Source organism: Sneathiella sp. (assembly GCF_029233945.1).
Taxonomy (GTDB): domain Bacteria; phylum Pseudomonadota; class Alphaproteobacteria; order Sneathiellales; family Sneathiellaceae; genus Sneathiella.
The window spans coordinates 59353-76446 of the sequence record NZ_JARGOQ010000001.1; the positions used below are offsets into that span (position 1 = coordinate 59353).

The window sequence follows — 17094 nt, forward strand, 5'->3', positions numbered from 1 at the left end:
GTATAAATGAACAATGTTCAATATATTTCTGCCATCAGCTTGTAAAAATAATTTTGTTTTTTGCGACGGAAATAATTTCCCCGGTTCGTTGAATGGATAAGTCAAACCAGTGAAGGAGACTTGAGGAATGAAACGGAAGATTATTATTGGGTCGGTGATTGCCGCCCTGGCGATTCCCGCCCTTGCCTATGCCGCAACGGACGGTGCACCGAAAGGTCCGCATAAAGGCGGGATATTTGAACGGTTGGATACCAACAAGGATGGCGAAATTACCTTGGAGGAGATGACCGCGAAATCCACAGAGCGCTTTTCCAAGCTTGATAAGGACGGTAACGGTACGATCAGTATCGAGGAAATGACCGTTCGCAAGCAGGAATTCTTCGATAAGCTCGATACGGATGGCAGCGGCTCCATCAGCAAGGAAGAAGCCAGTGCCTTTCACGAAATGAAGCGTGAGAAGCGTAAAGAGCGCCACGCTACGCGGATGCTGGAAATTCTGGATACGGACAAAGATGGCACGGTGACCAAGGAAGAGTTCGCCGCCGCGTCAGACAAGCGCTTCGACGCGGCTGACGGCAACAACGACGGCGTTCTATCTGCCGATGAACTTCAGCAAATGGGCCCGAAAAAGCACGGTGAGAAAAAAGGCTGATTTTTGAGACGCGATACCTTGTCATCGCGTAACCGGGGCCCGCTTTTCTTTACTCCATTGGAAGAGCGGGCCTTTCGTTTTATATGTTCCCGCGTTAACCCCGCCGCTGCTTGGGCAGGGTATCCATATATTTGCAGATAATGCCGAGCATAACCTCGTCCGCGCCGCCGCCGATCGACGAAAGCCGTCCGTCGCGATAGAGCCGCGTGATCGGCGTTTCGTTCATGAAGCCCATGCCGCCATAATATTGCAGGCAGGCATCGGCAATCTCCCGTGTCAGGCGTCCGACTTTGAGCTTTGCCATGGAGGCGAGCATCGTCACATCCTCCCCGCGGACATAGTCATACACTGCGCGGTAGGCGAGGGACCGAAGCTGCTCCACCTCAGTCAGCAACTCGGCCAGCCGAAAATGAATATACTGGTTGTCGATCAGCGGCTTGCCGAATGCCTCGCGCGTCCGGGTATAGTCGATGACATCATTGATCGCTTTTTCTAGTGGCTTCAGGCCTGCGCCCGCCGCCCAGAGACGCTCCTCCTGGAACTGCTGCATTTGATAGGCGAAGCCCTTGCCCTCTTCGCCGATCAGGTTGCGTTGCGGCACGCGGACATCCTCAAAAAAGAGCTGCGCCGTATCAGAAGACCGCATGCCCATCTTGTCGAGCTTGCGCGCGAGTGTGATGCCGGGGCTGTCCATCGGAACAACGACTAGCGACTTGCTCTCATGCATGGCGCCATCGCTGGTGTTGACCAGCATGCACATGAAGTCGGCCTGCGCGCCATTGGTGATCCACATTTTCTGCCCATTGATGATGTAGTCATCGCCGTCTTTGCGGGCGTGGCTTTTAATCGCGGCAACGTCGGATCCCGCACCGGGTTCCGAAACGCCAATACAGGCCACATAATCGCCAGCGATCGCGGGTTTGAGGTATGTCTCCCGCACATAGTCTGAGCCGAAGCGTGCAAGTGCGGGCGTTGCCATATCGGTTTGCACGCCGATCGCCATGGGGACGCCGCCGCAAGTGATTTGGCCGAGAGTTTCCGAAATTGCAAGGCTGTAGGAGTAATCAAGACCGAGCCCGCCATATTCCTCCGGCTTGCAGACACCCAGGAATCCCTGATCGCCCAGCTTTTTGAATAGTTCATGTGCGGGAAAGGCGCCGTCTTTCTCCCACTCGTCGACATGCGGGTTGATCTCCTGATCAATGAATTTGCTGAGGGAGCGGATCAGCTCCCGATGTTCGGCTCCATAAATCATTCCCCGTCCTCCCGTAAAAATGCAGGTACTTCTGTCAGGTGAAATCCGTTAAAGGCTTTGTTATTTTTGTGATCTGGCATATCCCAGTTCATGCGGATATTCGGGGCGCCGCCGTCGATACGCAGGCAGCTTCCGGTTATGAAGGTGGCCGCTTCCGAGAGCAGGAAGACAATACCCGCGGAAACTTCCGATTCGGTTCCCATTCGTTTCACGGGGTGAGAGGCGATGCGGGCCGTCACTCGTTCCTTCCACCAATCCGGATAGGTGTCCATGCCCGACGAGACAATCATGCCGGGGGCGATGGCGTTGACCCGGACACCCGCCGCCGCCCATTCAAGTGCCGCCGTTTCGGTAAAGCTCACCATGCCTTTGCGGGCGGCACCGGAATGTCCCATGCCCGGCATGGAATTCCACATGTCCGCAATCATATTCACGATCGGGCCACCGCCATTTTCCTTCATCCACTGGACATAGCATTCCCGGGCAAACAGAAATCCACCGGTGAGGTTCGTTTTGATCACTGCTTCCCAGCCTTTGAGCGTGATTTCCTCAAGCAGCGCCGGAAACTGACCGCCCGCGTTATTGATCAGGCCGTGAATGGCGCCCTGTTGCGTGATAATCTCGGCCACCGTTGCCTTTACGGCGTCTTCATCGCGGATGTCGCAGGTATGGATGGTGGCCTTGCCGCCAGCCTCGGACAATTCGGCCTGCACCGTCTCCAGCTTTTCCAGTGAGCGGCCGACGAGGGCGACCTTCGCGCCGAGTGAGACAAGCTCATGCGCCGTGCAGCGGCCAATCCCGCTGCCGCCGCCGGTAATGACTATGGATTGTCCGTCAAACAGTCCCGGTCGATAAATGGATCGATAGCTCATTCATGTCTCCCACGTTTCTTTTTCTTCTTATTGCGGTCCCGCTCAGCTCCTGACAATTCAACGTTGCGCAGGATCAGTATTTGACAGACCTTTGCTTGACGTTTACGTTAACGTCAATTTAGTTGCTGAGGGCTTCGATAGGCCTTCCACCCTAATTTATAGACAGTTTTGGTCTAATGCTGAAAGGAAAAGAGAGATGGCGACGCTTGAAGAGATTACCGAAGGGATGCGGGAGCGCGTTGGGGAAGATAGTGGTCTTGATGCGACGCTGAAATTTGATTTTGGGGATGACGGGATTGTTTTTCTCGATGCCGCGTCCGTGCCGAACACTGTCTCTAACGAAGACGAAGAGGCCGATTGCACCATTACCATCACAAAAGAGAATTTCGAAGCCCTTGCGAACGGCGAGCTGGACCCGACGACCGCCTTTATGATGGGTAAGTTGAAAATCGCCGGTAACATGGGGATCGCCATGAAGCTGCAGAGCGTTTTTTCCTGATTATTCGGCTTTTTGCGTCGGAAGGTGAAATTTTTTCTGTACCTTTTGACCATGAGCTATTATGTAAGGCGCTTCGAATTTTAGTTGGAAGCGAGTGGAGCTAGTCACATGACAGCGAGATCAGCACGGAATGGCCGCAATCAGGGCGGCAAGAGCCGTAAAAAAGGCGGCGGCGGAAGCGGGAGCGGCCTGACGAAGAACAGCCGGTCCAATATGCAGCGCGCTGCCCGTAAAATGAATCTGAAAGCCCATGGTCGTCACGCGGCCCGGCGTCAGTTGAAGAAAGTCCAGGCAGCGACACGCGCCGCGGCCTGAGTATTATGCAGTAAAAAGATCAGGGCGGTTCCGGTGTTACCGGGGCCGCCCTTCTTTTTGTGCCTTGGCAAAATATAAAATATGCGGATCTCCAAACCCCTCATATGAGTGTTTGCAGGGCTGTCCGCTGGTGGCACGTTGCTCTTCTGCGGTCTTTATGAGAAGAGAGGCCATCGCAGCAGGGGAGAGGCATCTGATTCGGATCATTGGGCATTTCCATATTGCAAATGATTTGCATTATTAAATAACAGCCAGACGATCACGTCAATAGATATTAAGAATCATTCGCAATATATTTTGGCAATTTAGAGCTGATCAATGGCGATATAGCGCTCGCCTACATTGTCGTATCCGGCCTCATATGACCAGCCGTCCCGCTCAGCAGCGAGAATGATATTCGCGCAGGCCCGGCTGTCGGACAGGGCGTCATGGTGATTAAGATCCAATCCTAAGAAATGAGCGACATTGGGAAGCTTTGTCGGGCGCACTTCCCACATCCCTCGGGCGAGCTTGACCGTGCAGGTGAATTCCGGCTCCGGCATGCCGAGGCCATAGCGGGAGCAGCAGCTTTTGAGGACACGGGAATCAAAACCCGAATTATGCGCGGCAAGAAAATCCACGTCCTCAAAAAGGGGTTCGATATCGGGCCAGAGCAACCCGAAGTCCGGCGCATCCATTACATGTTCCCATGTCAGGCCATGGATATGAGTGAAAAAGAACTCCGGGCTCGGCGGGCGGATCAGAAAAGCCTCCTCATGAACAATCTTTCCGTTTTCCCCCCGGACGAGCCCGATGGCGCAGGCGCTATCGGGTGCGTTATTCGCCGTCTCAAAGTCAATCGCAAGAAATTTACTCATACACGCCTCTTGCGCTCCTTCTCTCTTACTCAGGTAGAGGCTTCCGCCTTTTTACGCGCCTCATACTTCAGCTTTTCTTCTTCCACAAGCTCCTTCTTGGAAAGCTTACCGACGAGGGTTTTCGGCAGCTCGGGCCGGAATTCCACCGCCGTTGGCAGCTCATGCTTGCCAAGCTTGTCCTTCAGATACTCGCGCAACTCTTCCAAGGTGAATTCTTCGCCGTTCGGCGTCAGTTTGATAAAGGCCTTGGCCGCCTCTCCCCGATAGTCATCAGGAATGCCGACAACTGTCACTTCCGCCACATAGGGATGCTCGAATATCGCTTCCTCAATGATGCGCGGATAAACGTTAAAGCCGCCGGACGTAATCATGTCCTTGGTCCGGTCGACGATATGCATATAGCCATCTTCATCGATAAAGCCGGTATCGCCGGTCAGGAAGAAGTCGCCGATAAAGCTCGCCTCCGTGGCCTCGGGTTTGTTCCAGTAGCCCTTCATGATATTCGGACCCTTGATCGTGATTTCCCCGATTTCTCCTGTGGGCATGACCTTGCTTTTGTCATCCACATCAAGGATGCGGATTTCAACGCCGGGAACCGGCACGCCCGCTGCGCCCGGAATTCGTTTGTCCGTCATCGGTGTAGACGTACCGGACGGCGAGGTTTCCGTCATGCCCCAGCCTTCGAGCAGACGGCATCCCGTCACCTTCTGGAAGAGATCTTGCACCTCGACCGGCAAGGGCGCACCGCCGGAAGCGCAGAATTTCAGAGATGACAGATCATATTTGGCAATTTCCGGATGATTCGCGATTGCCATATACATGGTGGGCACACCCGGAAACATCGTCGGCTTTTTCTTGTTGATGTCCTTCATCACGTCATCAAGTTCGAACTTCGGATGAAGGATAATCTCCGCGCCGCCCGCGATCCCGAAATTCATGATGACTGTCAGGGCATAGATATGAAAGAGTGGCAGGACAGCGAGAACCTTCTCGGTACCGTCGACGAGAACCGCATCCTCCCCCTGCTGCATTGCACGGAGTTGCTGACAGGCCGCAATCAGGTTCTTGTGGGTCAGCATGGCGCCCTTGGGAAGGCCTGTGGTGCCGCCGGTATATTGCAGAACAGCAACTCGTTCCGCTGGATCATTTACAGGGCTCGCCTCGCCGCTGCCGTCATTCGCCAGAAGCTGCTTGAAGGTAAGATGCTGGTCATCATTCGGGATTTTCGAAATCTCCTTCGATTTGACCAGCGGATAGAGCAGGTTTTTCGGAAACGGAAGGACTTCTTTGATACAGCCGACAATGATCTTTTTAAGTCGCGTCTCCTGCAGCATCGCCGCGATATTCGGATATAGAACCTCCAAATCCAGCGTGACAATGAAATCCGTATTGCTGTCTTCAATCTTGTGGAGCAATTCGCGCTTTGCATCGAGCGGCGAATAATTGACCACCGTGCCGCCAGCCTTCAAGATACCGAAGAAGCAGACAATGTAATGGGGTGTATTCGGCAGGTACAGGCCGACATGGACCCCCTTCTTCACGCCGAGTTCCCGAAACCCCTTTGCGGCCCGATCGACCATATCATCAAGTTCCGCATAGGTGATGCGCTTGTCCATGAAATCAATGGCGTATTGATTGGGCCATTTCTTAACCGCTTCATCGAGAAGGCTGTAGACCGGCTTCTCCTCGATTTCGATTTCCCACTTTACCCCTTTTGGGTAGGACTTCTCCCATACAAATTCAGACATGCATCTCCCCAGAACATATTATTTTCCCTGTTTAAGCTCAGGTTACGTCGCGAGGGGAGGGGGGTCAATCGAAACCGTGCACTGGAGATTCACTTTCCGGAATGGTCAAACCCGTCCGGTCCGGTGCCGCATATTATGACACCGATTTTCGCAGAAGGGTCGGTGCTGAACCGTTCGGACTGCAGCGCCGCAACGGCTGCGGCGGCGGAAAGTTCAAGCCCGAGACCGACGTTCTGCCAGAGCCATTCCGCAGCTTTCTTCATCTCCCCATCCGAAACGAGGACGATGTCGTCAACGAGACGGGAGATAGTCCGGTAGTTGATCTCTTCCGACCGGCGCGGAGCAAGGGTGCCGGCCTGGGTCTCGATTTTTTCCAATGTGGTTAGTTCGCCCGCGTCGAGGCTTGTTTTCAAGGTCGGGGCACCAATAGCCTCGACACCGATCACTCTGATGCCGGGTTTGATGGCCTTGACCGCCGATGCCACGCCGGAAATAAGGCCCCCGCCGCCAATGGCGACCAGCAGGATATCGAGATCGGGTGCATCCTCTAGTATTTCAAGACCGGTGGTTCCCTGCCCGGCGATGACACTGGCATTCGCGAAGGGGTGAACATAGTGTTTTCCCTCTTTGGCGGCGGCAAGAGCAAGCGCGTTCGCATCATCCCAAACGGCTCCCTTGACGATAACCTCTGTCGCTATTCTCCGGAGTTTTTCGATTTTCGAAAGGGGAGTACTCTCGGGCAGATAAATAGTTGTCTTTGTCCCGGTCATCGCGCCCGCAGTTGCCACACCCATCCCATGATTGCCGCCGGAGGCCGTGACCAGCCCGCGTTTCAGCTCTTCTTTCGAGAGACCTAGAACGGTATTGAGTGCACCACGTATTTTAAAGGAACCGGAAATCTGCAGATTCTCAAGCTTGGCTGAGACTTCCTGTCCATTATCCAGAGTGAACGTCATCTGCGGCGTCCGCCGAATGCGTCGGGCTATCCTGTCGCGGGCAGTTTCAATCATTTCAAGAGTGATATCTGTGGTCATGCTGCCATCATTTCCCGATAATTTTCCAAATGCCATCGGCAGATAAGATCCGCTCTCCCTTGACCAGCAATTCGCCGCGCATAAAGACAACGGCCATGCCCTTGCGGCTGATTTCCGATCGTGCCTCGACCCAGTCGCCGGGCTTGGCGGACGCGACGAAGTCGCAGTTCATGGAAATTGTCGCGCAGCGCTTTTGATTGAGCGATCGCCAGACGATATGTCCCAGAATATCGTCAAGAAAACTGAACAGCATGCCGCCATGGACGACACCGTTGCTGTTGGTATGACCTTCCTCCGCCAGAAAACCATAAATAAAGTCGTCGCCATCCTCTTTGTAATAGAGAGGGCCAATCTTTGAGGTGAAGGGGCTTCGCGCGCCATAAACGCGGAAGCCTTCCGGAATTGGAGGACTTGTCATACAGGGAACTCTTTATCATTTTTCTTTTTAAGTATCGCAAATATTGGTCATTGCGCAAGAGAGTTGCCGCATTAGCTATTATAAGGATGGCTCTTGACGTATGAGGGATAGGGGATGCTACCCTGTCACGAGAATAAAAGGATATTTGAGAATATGAGTGCGAATTGCTGCGGGGGATATGGTTTCGACAAGAAGGCTGAGCTTCAAAGCGGTCGATACCGGTTGATTCTGTGGCTCGCCCTGATTGTGAATGGCGGGATGTTCCTGGTCGAGATTTTCGCCGGCCTGACAGCGGGCTCTGCCTCACTTCAGGCTGACGCGCTTGATTTCCTGGGCGATGCCGGAAATTATGCAATCAGTCTCTTCGTCCTCGGCATGGCTCTCCGCGTCCGGGCCAAGGCGGCATTGTTCAAGGGCTTGGTTATGGCAGTGTTCGGGGTCTGGGTGATCGGGACCGCTATTATGCATGCCATTTCCGGAACATTGCCGGGCGCGATGACGATGGGCGTAGTCGGCACGGCAGCCCTGGTGGCCAATGCCGCAGTTTTTATCCTGCTATGGTCCTATCGGGCAGGGGACAGCAACATGCGGTCCGTCTGGCTTTGCACCCGGAACGATGTGCTTGGCAATATTGCCGTTTTGATTGCTGCCGCTGGTGTTTTCGGCACAGGAACAGGCTGGCCGGACTTTATCGTCGCCGCGATCATGGCGCTTCTCGCGCTGCAGGGAGCCTGGGTGGTGATAAGTCAGGCGTTGGAAGAAATACGGGAGGAGGACAGCCGTCGTCCGTTGCCCTCCTCTTCGAGCTAGGCAAGTTTACTCCGGCGTTTTGACATAACCGTTTCGTTCGGCATTCTCCATGCATTCTTCCTTTTCCGCATACCCTTGCGTAGAGGCGCCGACAATGCGCCCATTGGTCGCCGTGCGCCGCCAACGCCATTTATGATGCTTTGCGTTATGGTCCTGGTAAAATTCCCACTTATCTCTGTCGTCTTTATCTGTCATTCTGATCTCCATTGGCTAAATATAGATTTAGACGCATGAGCCACTGATTTGTGAGATCGTGAGATAGACGCTACCGTATCTTTTTTAAACTGGAACCACGATGAAGACCGTCATTATCGAGACCGACAAGATTTATGTGACGAGCAAGGCCCGTAAGCTCCTCGACATGGCACGCGTCGATGCGCTGGCGGAAGACATATTGGAAAATGGCCAGAAATCACCGATACAGGTCCGTCTCGGTCAGGATCGCTATGTCTTGATTGAAGGGTTGCACCGGCTTGAGGCGATCAAGGCGCTCGGGGAGGAAAGCATCGATGCTGTAATCGTTCAGGCCCGGCGGCATTGATTTTGCTCAGCCGCCGGTATTCTCCATAAGTCGGCGGTAGAACTGGATGATCTCGACATAGTTTTCGATAAAAATTCGCTCATTGGTGCCATGGACACGTGCGATATCCTCCGGACCAAAGCGCATGGGAAGGAAGCGATAGCTGTTCTCCGCGATCGCTTCATAATGCTTGCTGTCTGAACCAGCGAGCATCAGGCCCGGCGAGACAAGCACATCGGGCAGAGTTTCCTGAATGGTTTTCTCTATGAGCCGATATCCCTCTGCGTCCTTGTTCGAGACGCGGGACGCCTCGTTTCCCTGTTTGACGGTGATGTCGATATCTGGATCGTCAATTACATCCGTAACATGCGCGACAACATCCTCAATGCTTGTACCCGGTAGCAGGCGGAAATTGATCGTTGCCGTGGCGGTTGACGGAAGAACGTTATCCTTTGTGCCGCCTTCGGTAATGGTGACAGCAGTGGTCGTGCGAACCATGGCGTTTGTCGCGCCGCCCTTGCCCAGTTCGCTGACCAGCAGAGGATCAAGCAGCCATCGGTTTGATATGATGGCCTTCAACGGCAATCCCATATGCGGTACAAGTGCATCGAACATATCCGAGGCCGGGCTTTTGAGGGCGGCAGGAAATCGGTTTTCTTCAAGCCGGGAGACGGCTCGCGCGATCTTTCCGATGGCGGTTGTTCTCGGTGGAATAGAGGAGTGCCCGCCTTCCGTCGTGGCTGTCAGCTTCAGCGTCAGATATCCCTTTTCTGCAAGCGCGATAAAGGCAATTGGCTCTTCCACTCCGGGCATGATTCCTTGAACGATGACCATGCCCTCATCCAGCGTAAAGGCAAGTCTGATGCCGCGTTCTTCAAGCAAGGCAGCTATTTTCCTCGCGCCATTCTCCCCGCCTATTTCCTCGTCATGGCCGAAGGCAAAATAGAGCGTGCGTTTTGGTGCAAAACCTGCCGTTAGCTGGAGTTCTGCGGCCTCCAATATCGCGAAGACAGATAGCTTGTCGTCCAGCGTGCCGCGCCCCCAGATGGCGCCATCCTTGATCGCGCCGGAGAAGGCATCTTCTTCCCAGCCCCCTTCCGTACCGGGCTCGACGGGGACGACATCCATATGTCCCATCAGCAGGGCAGGCGGGAGGCTCGGATCGCTCCCTTCCCAAGTGTAGAGGAGACTATGCCCGCCGATGACTTCTCTCTTCAGATTCTCATGTACGAGCGGGAAGGAACTGGTAATCAAAAGATGCAGCCGGTCGAACTCCGCGCTGGCGGGAGGATCGTCCACGCCGGTGGAGATGGTCTTAATGCGAACTGCTTCCGAGAGGCGCATCGTGACAGCATCGATGTCAATTGCGGGCATCTCAACCACCTCGACAACCAGGGTGTCCGGCGTGTTTGTGAAGGTGTTAAAAGCCATCACCCCGATCAGGAGAATGATCACAATGACGATGAAAAGACCAATTTTCTTGAACATCCCTGCACCACTCCGGTTCGAATTTTTAGCGGTAATCCTTTTCCTGAAGGGTGCAGGATGGTAAATATAAAGGCAAATAAAAAATGGGAGCGAGACAATGGCGCAGGAAGAACGCAAAGAGGCGGTAAAAGAAACTGTCGATAGGATACGGCAGGCCGCGAAAAATCAGGAAATAACGAAAACGGTGCTGGGCGATATCAGGTCGGAATTGATCGGACTTGCCAGTCGCAAGGAGCTTTTCTCAATCAAGGACTTTCCGCCGCCAGGCGCGGATTCAAAACGCCGTAGTTGCCTCTATCGGCTGTCTGAGGACGATGATCATGGCTTTGCGCTTTATCTCAACGTCGCCAATGGATCGGTGAACGCTCCGCCGCATGATCATACGACATGGGCTGTTATTGTCGGGATTGAGGGACAGGAAGAAAACCGCTTCTATAAAAAACTGCCGGACGGCGTTGAGCAAATAGCCAGTCATGTAGTGGAGCAGGGAACAGGCGTGGCCATGCTTCCCGGTGAAATTCATACCATCCATATCGATGCCGACAAACCGGTGTTGAATTTTCATATGTATGGCCTTGGACTTGAGCAATTGGATGGGCGGAGATTCTGGAATAACAACACGCATGAATGGAAGGTCTTTCCCGCCCATACAGATATCCGCGAGGCGCGCAATTGAGCTTTAAAACTGTTAGTCCGGCGACCCTTCGTGCGATTATGGAGGAAAACTCGGAGGAATATGCCCTCATCGATGTACGCGAACATGGCGTCCATTCGGAGGGGCACCCCTTTTTTGCCGTCCCCTTGCCGCTCAGCAAGTTGGAACTGAAAGCCGGGGCGCTGCTCCCGCGAAAGTCAGCACCCGTCTATATCCTGGATCAGGGACCGGAGGTGCCATTGGGGGAGCAGGCCGCGGAGAAGCTCCGTACTCTCGGTTACGATAATCTATATCTCGTCGAAGGCGGCGTTGTCGGATGGCATGAGGCGGGCTACGAGCTTTTTTCCGGGGTCAACGTGCCCAGCAAGGCTTTCGGCGAATTTGTTGAGGAAACTTACGGCACACCGCATATTTCTGCCGCCGATTTGGCGGCTCGGCGTGAGGCCGGAGAGAAAATTTTTGTTCTCGACAGCCGCCCATTTCCGGAATTTCACCGTATGTCGATCCCCGGCGGCGTGGATATGCCGGGGGCAGAGCTGGTTCATCGCGTGTACGAGACGGTCGGGGATGAGGACACGCAGATTGTCGTTAATTGCGCGGGCCGTACCCGGAGCATTATCGGCGCGCAATCCCTGATCAATGCCGGGGTGAAGAACCCGGTTGCGGCATTGAAGGATGGGACAATGGGATGGCACCTGGCCGGCTTGGATCTGGCGCACCGGGAAGATACGATTGCCCCTCCGCCGGGTGAACAGGCTCTCGCACGCAGTCAGCAGTCGGCAGAAGAGGTTGCCGCCCGCTTCGGTGTCAAAAGAATAGATCAAACCGCGTTGCAGTCTTTGCTGGCCGACACGGAAGAGCGCAGCCTTTACCTACTGGATGTGCGAAGTGAGGAAGAGTTTCTTGTCGGCCATGCTCCGGGCGCGCGTCATGCGCCGGGCGGTCAGCTTGTTCAGGCAACGGATGAATATGTCGGGGTGCGTAACAGCCGGATTGTCCTCATCGATGATGACGCTGTGCGCGGGGTTATGACGGCATCCTGGCTGGTTCAGATGAGCTGGCCGGAAGTGTATGTATATACTGCGACAGATGCTGAGATGATGGAAAGCGGCCCCGCACCGATGCCGGAAATTGCGAAGGCGGCAGTTCTGTCCGCGCTGGAGCTGGATGCGGTGCTGGCGTCCGGAGAGGCGGTTGCCGTGATTGATTTGGCGAGTTCCCTCGAATACCGGAGCGGTCATGTTCCTGGCGCTTACTGGGCGATCCGCGCGCGACTGGCGGAGGATCATATTTTTATCCCGGCAGTGGGGCTTGTCATCCTGACGTCCCCCGATGGGGATATTGCCCATCTTGCGGCCCCGGAAGTTGAGAGGTTGCGCCCACAGACAATCATCCGCGTTCTTGACGGGGGTACCGATGCCTGGGCGGATGCGTCCCTCGCCCTGGAAAGTGGTGAAACGAACTTGTTAAGTCGTACGGATGATGTCTGGTACAAACCCTATGATACGAATGATCCGGAGTCGGCCCGGCGGCGGATGCAGGAGTATCTGGACTGGGAAGTTGGTCTGGTGCAGCAGATCGAGCGGGACGGACTTGCCCGATTCCGGAAATTTTGACTATGGATCGGTTAATTATAGAGTGATTCTATTCCCGTTAACGTAAGGGAATGCTTGCCTTGCAGATAGCTGGAGGACATATTGAAAGCCGCACTTGCAATGGAGAAAAACCCGTCCTAGCATGGGACATAAATGGGCCCATAGAATCCCATGACAAGAATGGAGAACCCGATGGATTTATCATTTAGTAAAGAAGACTTGGCGTTTCGCGATGAGGTCAGGGAATTTCTCGCGGCTAACTTGCCAGCGGACGTGAAGGATCGCAGTGACCGTGGCCTGCACCCGACCAAGGAAGGACAAGTCAGATGGCAGAAAATTCTTAACGGAAAAGGATGGATGGCACCGAACTGGCCCGTGGAATATGGTGGTACCGGCTGGACCATCACACAGAAATACATCGCTTCGCAAGAATTCGGGCATGCATCGGCTCCAATTGCGACGCCGTTCGGGGTTAGCATGGTTGGCCCGGTTATTTACACCTTCGGCAATCAGGAGCAGAAAGATAAATATCTGCCGCGCATCCTTAACTCTGATGACTGGTGGTGCCAGGGTTATTCAGAGCCGGGCTCGGGATCGGACCTTGCTTCTCTCCAGACGAAGGCGGTTCGTGACGGGGACGATTATATTGTCAACGGGCAGAAAATCTGGACCTCCTACGCGCAATATGCGGACATGATTTTTTGCCTTGTCCGTACCGACAGCTCGGCCAAGCAGCAGGAAGGGATTTCCTTCCTCCTCATCGATATGAAGACCCCGGGTATCACGGTTAAGCCAATTACCGTGATTGATAAGGAACACAGCCTGAATGAAGTCTTCTTCGAAGATGTGCGGGTACCGGTTGCCAATCGTATCGGTGAGGAAAATAAGGGTTGGACCTATGCCAAATTCCTGCTCGGGAATGAGCGGACCGGTATCGCCCGTGTCGCCCGTTCCAAGCGGCAGGTTGAACGGTTGCGGGAGATTGCAAAAGCGGAACGTTGCGGCGGAGTTACGCTTGCCGAAGATACGGATTTCATTAACAAGCTGACGCGCATTGAAGTTGACCTGATGGCGCTGGAATATACGGAGCTTCGCTATCTCTCGATGATTGCCAGTGGCAAGCAGCTTTCGGCCGAACCATCGCTCCTGAAAATCAAGGGAACGGAAATTCAGCAGCGCCTGACCGGTCTGCTGGTTGAATCTCTTGGTATGTATGGCGCGCCCTATGAGGCTGAACGTGCTTATGAGGGCCGTAACGAAGCTCCCGTTGGGCCGGATTATGCGCATGGCCCGATGGCTGAGCATCTGTACCTGCGTGCGGCCACAATTTACGGCGGCAGCAATGAAATTCAACGCAATATCGTCTCCAAAATGGTTCTTGGATTATAAGGATAACAATAAGATGGATTTTGAACTTTCCGATGAGCAAAATATGCTCAAAGACAGTGTCGAACGGTTCGTGAAGGATAACTACTCAGCCGAGGCGCGCGCGAAACTCGCGGAGACGGAACTTGGATTCAGCCAGGATCACTGGAAGAAGATGGCGGAGCTTGGCTGGCTGGGCCTACCGTTCTCCGAAGAAGTCGGCGGATTTGGCGGCACGGCCATCGAAACAGCGATCATGATGGAGAGTATGGGAAGCGGGCTGGTCCTGGAACCGTTTCTGAGCACCGTCATTCTCGGTGGCGGACTGGTTAGTGAAGCCGGAAGCTCGGCGCAGATCGAAGCAATTATTCCAGAAGTCATCGAAGGTAACATGATGCTCGCCTTCGCCTATGCTGAACCGCAATCGCGTTTCGATTTGAATGACGTGGAAACCACGGCAACCAAGTCGGGCGATGGATATGTGCTGAACGGGCACAAAGCGGTTGTCTATCATGGCACGACGGCGGACAAGATTATCGTTTCCGCCCGCACCGGGGGCAACTCCCGTGATGAGAACGGCATCTCCCTCTTTATCGTCGATAATAATTCAAGCGGTGTGACTCGCCGCGATTATCGCACGATTGACGGTCAGCGCGCTGCCGATATCAAGTTCGAGGATGTCACGGTGGGCGCAGATGCTTTGCTTGGTGAAGAAGGTGGCGCCTTTCCGGTTATCGAAAAGGTTGTCGATCAGGCCATTGCCGCGCTTTGCGCCGAAGCCGTCGGGGCGATGCAGGCCGCGAATAATATCACCAATGAGTATATGAAGGAACGCAAGCAGTTCGGAACGCCAATCGGGAAGTTTCAGGTGTTGCAGCATCGCATGGTTGATATGTATATGGAGGCGGAACAATCCAAATCCATGTCCGATATGCTGGCGATGAAGCTGGGCCTTGATGATGAAACAGAGCGTCGCAAGGCGGTTGCCGCCGCGAAGGCGCAAGTGGGACAGGCGGCAAAATTTGTCGGCCAGCAATCAATCCAGCTGCATGGCGGCATGGGCATGACCGATGAATATTCCATCGGTCATTATTTCAAGCGCCTGACGACCCTTGAAATGCTGTTCGGCAACACCGATTATCACTTCAAGAAATACGCCGCGCTGGCCTCATAAGGTTACGCGAAACCCAGCAGATAAATGCCGGAGCCTAATGGGTTCCGGCATTTTTTATGAGTAAACCGCCTCCTTGAAATGCAGGCGGCAGAGGGCGACGTAGCGATCATTGCCACCGATTTCCTTTTGTGCACCTTCACGGACGGGCTGCCCCGCTTCATTCACGCGGATCACCATGGTGGCTTTTTTGCCGCAATGACAGATGGTCTTCAGCTCCCGAAGTTCATCCGCCCAGGCGAGGAGATACTGGCTCCCCTCAAAAAGATTGCCCTGAAAATCCGTGCGCAGGCCATAGGCGAGAACCGGGATCTTGAGCTTGTCCGTTATTTCGGAAAGCTGGAACACTTGATCCTTGGTCAGGAACTGGGCTTCATCCACCATCACGCAATCGATCTGTTGGATTTTAATCTCGCCCTCGATGACTTTCAGAAGGTCGGTGTCAGTCGAGAAAAGGCTCGCCTCCGCCTGCAGGCCGATGCGGGAGGCAATCTTACCGACGCCATATCGGTCATCAAGTGCGGCGGTAAAGAGAAAGGGCCGCATTCCCCGTTCCTGATAGTTGAAACTCGACTGCAGAAGTGTGGTCGATTTACCGGCGTTCATGGTGGAGTAGTTGAAGTAAAGCTTTGCCATGACAGTCTTGATCCTAAAAATCCGTCCAGGGGACGGGGTGCCGTGAATAAGGTAGATAGAGGGGGTGGCCGGGCAGTCCTTTCTGGGTGAGCGACAGGACATGCGGCGTAATCTCATGCGCCTTCAATAGGCGTTGAACCTCCTCATGACGGCCCCTATGGCTCCCATGGCCACCCCAGGCGCAGATGACCATATCGGCGCTGCCTGCGGTTGCCAGCAAGGCGGCGTCATTCTCCGGGCCGATCGGATGCGCGTGTTTTCTAAGCTCCCTCGGGTCCGTCGCGCGGTAGGCGAAAATATTCACCACCTCCAATGCGCCGTAGCCCATATCGATGGCCCGGCGGTGGCATCGCTCGATGGTCGGGTCGTTGCGGAATTCATCGGCGGTGGAGGGATTCAGCATGATGAAGGCGACACTCGGGCCGTTATTCCAGCGTCGCCAAAGCCGGTATCTATAAGCTTTGCAGGGGCTGAAGTCCGCCCCGGACTCTCCAAAAAATTCAGCTTGCATCGGGAACTGGAAATAATTCGCCCGCCGTTCCTTGCCTCCAGATCGGCCGCTTTTTCATAATATAAGCGAACCGCTCTGAGGAGAGAAAACCCTCCATCCAGCGATGTAAATGAGGGTAGGGCGCCGCGTTGAACCAGGTGATGTCGGAATTTGCGAACTGCCGAACAAAGGGAAAAATCGCGATATCCGCCAAGGTGACCTTGTCAGCCATCAGGAAGGGCCGGTCTGATAATTTCTGTTCAAGCTTTCTAAGGAATGCCTCTCCTTCCTCCCGGTAATCCTCCCGTAATTTCTCTGGAAAGCGGATATGATATTTATATCGATCAAGGCTGGACTTGAACGGGCCGTCATTCTCCTCAATCAGGGCGAAGATTTCCTTCCGCGCGGTTCTGTCCTCTGGCAGCCAGCTTTCCGGATCGTTTTGCGCAAGCGCCCAGAGCATGATATCCAGGCTTTCCTCCAGCACCTCCCCGTCCGCAAGCATGAGGACGGGAACTGTTGCCTTTGGGCTGGCGGTAATCATCTCCGCCGGTTTGTCTTTTAATAGTATGTCGCGTAGCTCCACAATCGCGCCCGAACAGGCAATCGCCATACGCGCCCGCATCGCATAGGGGCAGCGGCGGAAGCTGTATAGAACGGGCAGAGAAATTTCCTCTGGGCGATTGGCGGGAAGGGGCATGTGAATATTTCTGC

The 17094-nt window shown here is 54.3% G+C and carries 20 protein-coding genes; 9 read left to right on the forward strand and 11 right to left on the reverse strand.

Going from position 1 to position 17094, the window contains the following annotated elements:
* The first annotated feature begins 127 nt into the window (after nt 1–127).
* A complete protein-coding gene (locus P1U71_RS00300) occupies nt 128–652 on the forward strand; it encodes an EF-hand domain-containing protein (RefSeq protein ID WP_301103541.1) in 525 nt (174 codons plus the stop codon).
* Between the two features lie 94 nt (nt 653–746).
* Here P1U71_RS00300 and P1U71_RS00305 read toward each other — a convergent pair whose 3' ends face one another.
* The gene (locus P1U71_RS00305) at nt 747–1907 is read right to left on the reverse strand and encodes an acyl-CoA dehydrogenase family protein (RefSeq protein WP_301103542.1); all 1161 of its coding nucleotides are present in this window, start codon (nt 1905–1907) and stop codon (nt 747–749) included.
* The gene (locus tag P1U71_RS00310) at nt 1904–2779 is read right to left on the reverse strand and encodes an SDR family oxidoreductase (RefSeq protein WP_301103543.1); all 876 of its coding nucleotides are present in this window, start codon (nt 2777–2779) and stop codon (nt 1904–1906) included. The genes P1U71_RS00305 and P1U71_RS00310 overlap by 4 nt, the downstream gene beginning before the upstream one ends.
* Before the next feature lie 196 nt (nt 2780–2975).
* Between P1U71_RS00310 and P1U71_RS00315 the strand changes: the two genes are divergently transcribed.
* Together P1U71_RS00315 and P1U71_RS00320 are read left to right on the forward strand one after the other, a co-directional pair.
* Nucleotides 2976–3278 (forward strand): SCP2 sterol-binding domain-containing protein, encoded by a 303-nt coding sequence (locus tag P1U71_RS00315; RefSeq protein ID WP_301103544.1) that lies wholly within the window; start codon nt 2976–2978, stop codon nt 3276–3278.
* A gap of 108 nt (nt 3279–3386) precedes the next feature.
* Nucleotides 3387–3593: a hypothetical protein gene (locus tag P1U71_RS00320; protein ID WP_301103545.1), complete on the forward strand. Its 207-nt coding sequence runs from the start codon at nt 3387–3389 to the stop codon at nt 3591–3593.
* Nucleotides 3594–3898: 305 nt separating this feature from the next.
* Here the strand turns inward: P1U71_RS00320 and P1U71_RS00325 are convergent, their stop codons facing one another.
* The 4 genes from P1U71_RS00325 to P1U71_RS00340 all read right to left on the reverse strand — a co-directional run bounded on the left by P1U71_RS00325 (nt 3899) and on the right by P1U71_RS00340 (nt 7650).
* Entirely contained in the window at nt 3899–4450 is a 552-nt protein-coding gene (locus tag P1U71_RS00325; protein ID WP_301103546.1) for a 3'-5' exonuclease, read from the reverse strand.
* A 29-nt stretch (nt 4451–4479) separates the two neighbouring features.
* A complete protein-coding gene (locus P1U71_RS00330) occupies nt 4480–6198 on the reverse strand; it encodes a long-chain fatty acid--CoA ligase (protein WP_301103547.1) in 1719 nt (572 codons plus the stop codon).
* An 89-nt stretch (nt 6199–6287) separates the two neighbouring features.
* Entirely contained in the window at nt 6288–7232 is a 945-nt protein-coding gene (locus P1U71_RS00335; protein WP_301103548.1) for a threonine/serine dehydratase, read from the reverse strand.
* Nucleotides 7233–7239: 7 nt separating this feature from the next.
* Complete coding sequence (locus P1U71_RS00340; protein ID WP_301103549.1) at nt 7240–7650, reverse strand: PaaI family thioesterase; 411 nt, start codon at nt 7648–7650, stop codon at nt 7240–7242.
* Nucleotides 7651–7803: 153 nt separating this feature from the next.
* Here P1U71_RS00340 and P1U71_RS00345 point away from each other — a divergent pair, with 153 nt between their 5' ends.
* Nucleotides 7804–8460 (forward strand): cation transporter, encoded by a 657-nt coding sequence (locus P1U71_RS00345; protein ID WP_301103550.1) that lies wholly within the window; start codon nt 7804–7806, stop codon nt 8458–8460.
* 6 nt (nt 8461–8466) lie between these two features.
* Here the strand turns inward: P1U71_RS00345 and P1U71_RS00350 are convergent, their stop codons facing one another.
* Entirely contained in the window at nt 8467–8655 is a 189-nt protein-coding gene (locus P1U71_RS00350; RefSeq protein ID WP_301103551.1) for a DUF1508 domain-containing protein, read from the reverse strand.
* Nucleotides 8656–8755: 100 nt separating this feature from the next.
* Here P1U71_RS00350 and P1U71_RS00355 point away from each other — a divergent pair, with 100 nt between their 5' ends.
* Nucleotides 8756–9001 carry a ParB N-terminal domain-containing protein gene (locus P1U71_RS00355; RefSeq protein WP_301103552.1) on the forward strand — a complete coding sequence of 82 codons (246 nt, stop codon included), beginning with the start codon at nt 8756–8758 and terminating at the stop codon, nt 8999–9001.
* 6 nt (nt 9002–9007) lie between these two features.
* Here the strand turns inward: P1U71_RS00355 and P1U71_RS00360 are convergent, their stop codons facing one another.
* Complete coding sequence (locus P1U71_RS00360) at nt 9008–10468, reverse strand: M20 family peptidase (RefSeq protein ID WP_301103553.1); 1461 nt, start codon at nt 10466–10468, stop codon at nt 9008–9010.
* 97 nt (nt 10469–10565) lie between these two features.
* On the opposite strand from P1U71_RS00360, the gene P1U71_RS00365 reads away from it, so the two are divergent.
* From P1U71_RS00365 to P1U71_RS00380, 4 genes are all read left to right on the forward strand, one after another.
* A complete protein-coding gene (locus P1U71_RS00365; protein WP_301103554.1) occupies nt 10566–11144 on the forward strand; it encodes a hypothetical protein in 579 nt (192 codons plus the stop codon).
* Complete coding sequence (locus tag P1U71_RS00370) at nt 11141–12739, forward strand: rhodanese-like domain-containing protein (protein ID WP_301103555.1); 1599 nt, start codon at nt 11141–11143, stop codon at nt 12737–12739. Before P1U71_RS00365 ends, P1U71_RS00370 begins: the two co-directional genes overlap by 4 nt.
* A gap of 171 nt (nt 12740–12910) precedes the next feature.
* Nucleotides 12911–14107, forward strand: a complete 1197-nt coding sequence (locus P1U71_RS00375) for an acyl-CoA dehydrogenase family protein (protein ID WP_301103556.1) — start codon at nt 12911–12913, stop codon at nt 14105–14107.
* A 13-nt stretch (nt 14108–14120) separates the two neighbouring features.
* On the forward strand, nt 14121–15257 hold the full coding sequence (locus P1U71_RS00380) for an acyl-CoA dehydrogenase family protein (protein ID WP_301103557.1): 1137 nt from the start codon (nt 14121–14123) through the stop codon (nt 15255–15257).
* 54 nt (nt 15258–15311) lie between these two features.
* Here the strand turns inward: P1U71_RS00380 and P1U71_RS00385 are convergent, their stop codons facing one another.
* Genes P1U71_RS00385 through P1U71_RS00395 form a run of 3 tightly spaced genes read right to left on the reverse strand, consistent with a single transcriptional unit; the run spans nt 15312 to nt 17080 of the window.
* On the reverse strand, nt 15312–15890 hold the full coding sequence (locus P1U71_RS00385) for a thymidine kinase (RefSeq protein ID WP_301103558.1): 579 nt from the start codon (nt 15888–15890) through the stop codon (nt 15312–15314).
* 13 nt (nt 15891–15903) lie between these two features.
* Complete coding sequence (locus P1U71_RS00390) at nt 15904–16401, reverse strand: DUF1643 domain-containing protein (RefSeq protein WP_301103559.1); 498 nt, start codon at nt 16399–16401, stop codon at nt 15904–15906.
* Nucleotides 16391–17080 carry a glutathione S-transferase gene (locus tag P1U71_RS00395; protein ID WP_301103560.1) on the reverse strand — a complete coding sequence of 230 codons (690 nt, stop codon included), beginning with the start codon at nt 17078–17080 and terminating at the stop codon, nt 16391–16393. The genes P1U71_RS00390 and P1U71_RS00395 overlap by 11 nt, the downstream gene beginning before the upstream one ends.
* Nucleotides 17081–17094: the final 14 nt, after the last annotated feature.

Bases quoted from the DNA above. Each gene is read 5' to 3' on its own strand.
- P1U71_RS00390 (WP_301103559.1), bottom strand. From the start codon at position 16,401: ATGCAAGCTGAATTTTTTGGAGAGTCCGGGGCGGACTTCAGCCCCTGC.
- P1U71_RS00365 (WP_301103554.1), top strand. From the start codon at position 10,566: ATGGCGCAGGAAGAACGCAAAGAGGCGGTAAAAGAAACTGTCGATAGG.
- P1U71_RS00395 (WP_301103560.1), bottom strand. From the start codon at position 17,080: ATGCCCCTTCCCGCCAATCGCCCAGAGGAAATTTCTCTGCCCGTTCTA.
- P1U71_RS00335 (WP_301103548.1), bottom strand. From the start codon at position 7,232: ATGACCACAGATATCACTCTTGAAATGATTGAAACTGCCCGCGACAGG.
- P1U71_RS00300 (WP_301103541.1), top strand. From the start codon at position 128: ATGAAACGGAAGATTATTATTGGGTCGGTGATTGCCGCCCTGGCGATT.
- P1U71_RS00310 (WP_301103543.1), bottom strand. From the start codon at position 2,779: ATGAGCTATCGATCCATTTATCGACCGGGACTGTTTGACGGACAATCC.
- P1U71_RS00325 (WP_301103546.1), bottom strand. From the start codon at position 4,450: ATGAGTAAATTTCTTGCGATTGACTTTGAGACGGCGAATAACGCACCC.
- P1U71_RS00345 (WP_301103550.1), top strand. From the start codon at position 7,804: ATGAGTGCGAATTGCTGCGGGGGATATGGTTTCGACAAGAAGGCTGAG.
- P1U71_RS00305 (WP_301103542.1), bottom strand. From the start codon at position 1,907: ATGATTTATGGAGCCGAACATCGGGAGCTGATCCGCTCCCTCAGCAAA.
- P1U71_RS00380 (WP_301103557.1), top strand. From the start codon at position 14,121: ATGGATTTTGAACTTTCCGATGAGCAAAATATGCTCAAAGACAGTGTC.
- P1U71_RS00330 (WP_301103547.1), bottom strand. From the start codon at position 6,198: ATGTCTGAATTTGTATGGGAGAAGTCCTACCCAAAAGGGGTAAAGTGG.
- P1U71_RS00385 (WP_301103558.1), bottom strand. From the start codon at position 15,890: ATGGCAAAGCTTTACTTCAACTACTCCACCATGAACGCCGGTAAATCG.
- P1U71_RS00360 (WP_301103553.1), bottom strand. From the start codon at position 10,468: ATGTTCAAGAAAATTGGTCTTTTCATCGTCATTGTGATCATTCTCCTG.
- P1U71_RS00315 (WP_301103544.1), top strand. From the start codon at position 2,976: ATGGCGACGCTTGAAGAGATTACCGAAGGGATGCGGGAGCGCGTTGGG.
- P1U71_RS00375 (WP_301103556.1), top strand. From the start codon at position 12,911: ATGGATTTATCATTTAGTAAAGAAGACTTGGCGTTTCGCGATGAGGTC.
- P1U71_RS00355 (WP_301103552.1), top strand. From the start codon at position 8,756: ATGAAGACCGTCATTATCGAGACCGACAAGATTTATGTGACGAGCAAG.
- P1U71_RS00350 (WP_301103551.1), bottom strand. From the start codon at position 8,655: ATGACAGATAAAGACGACAGAGATAAGTGGGAATTTTACCAGGACCAT.
- P1U71_RS00320 (WP_301103545.1), top strand. From the start codon at position 3,387: ATGACAGCGAGATCAGCACGGAATGGCCGCAATCAGGGCGGCAAGAGC.
- P1U71_RS00340 (WP_301103549.1), bottom strand. From the start codon at position 7,650: ATGACAAGTCCTCCAATTCCGGAAGGCTTCCGCGTTTATGGCGCGCGA.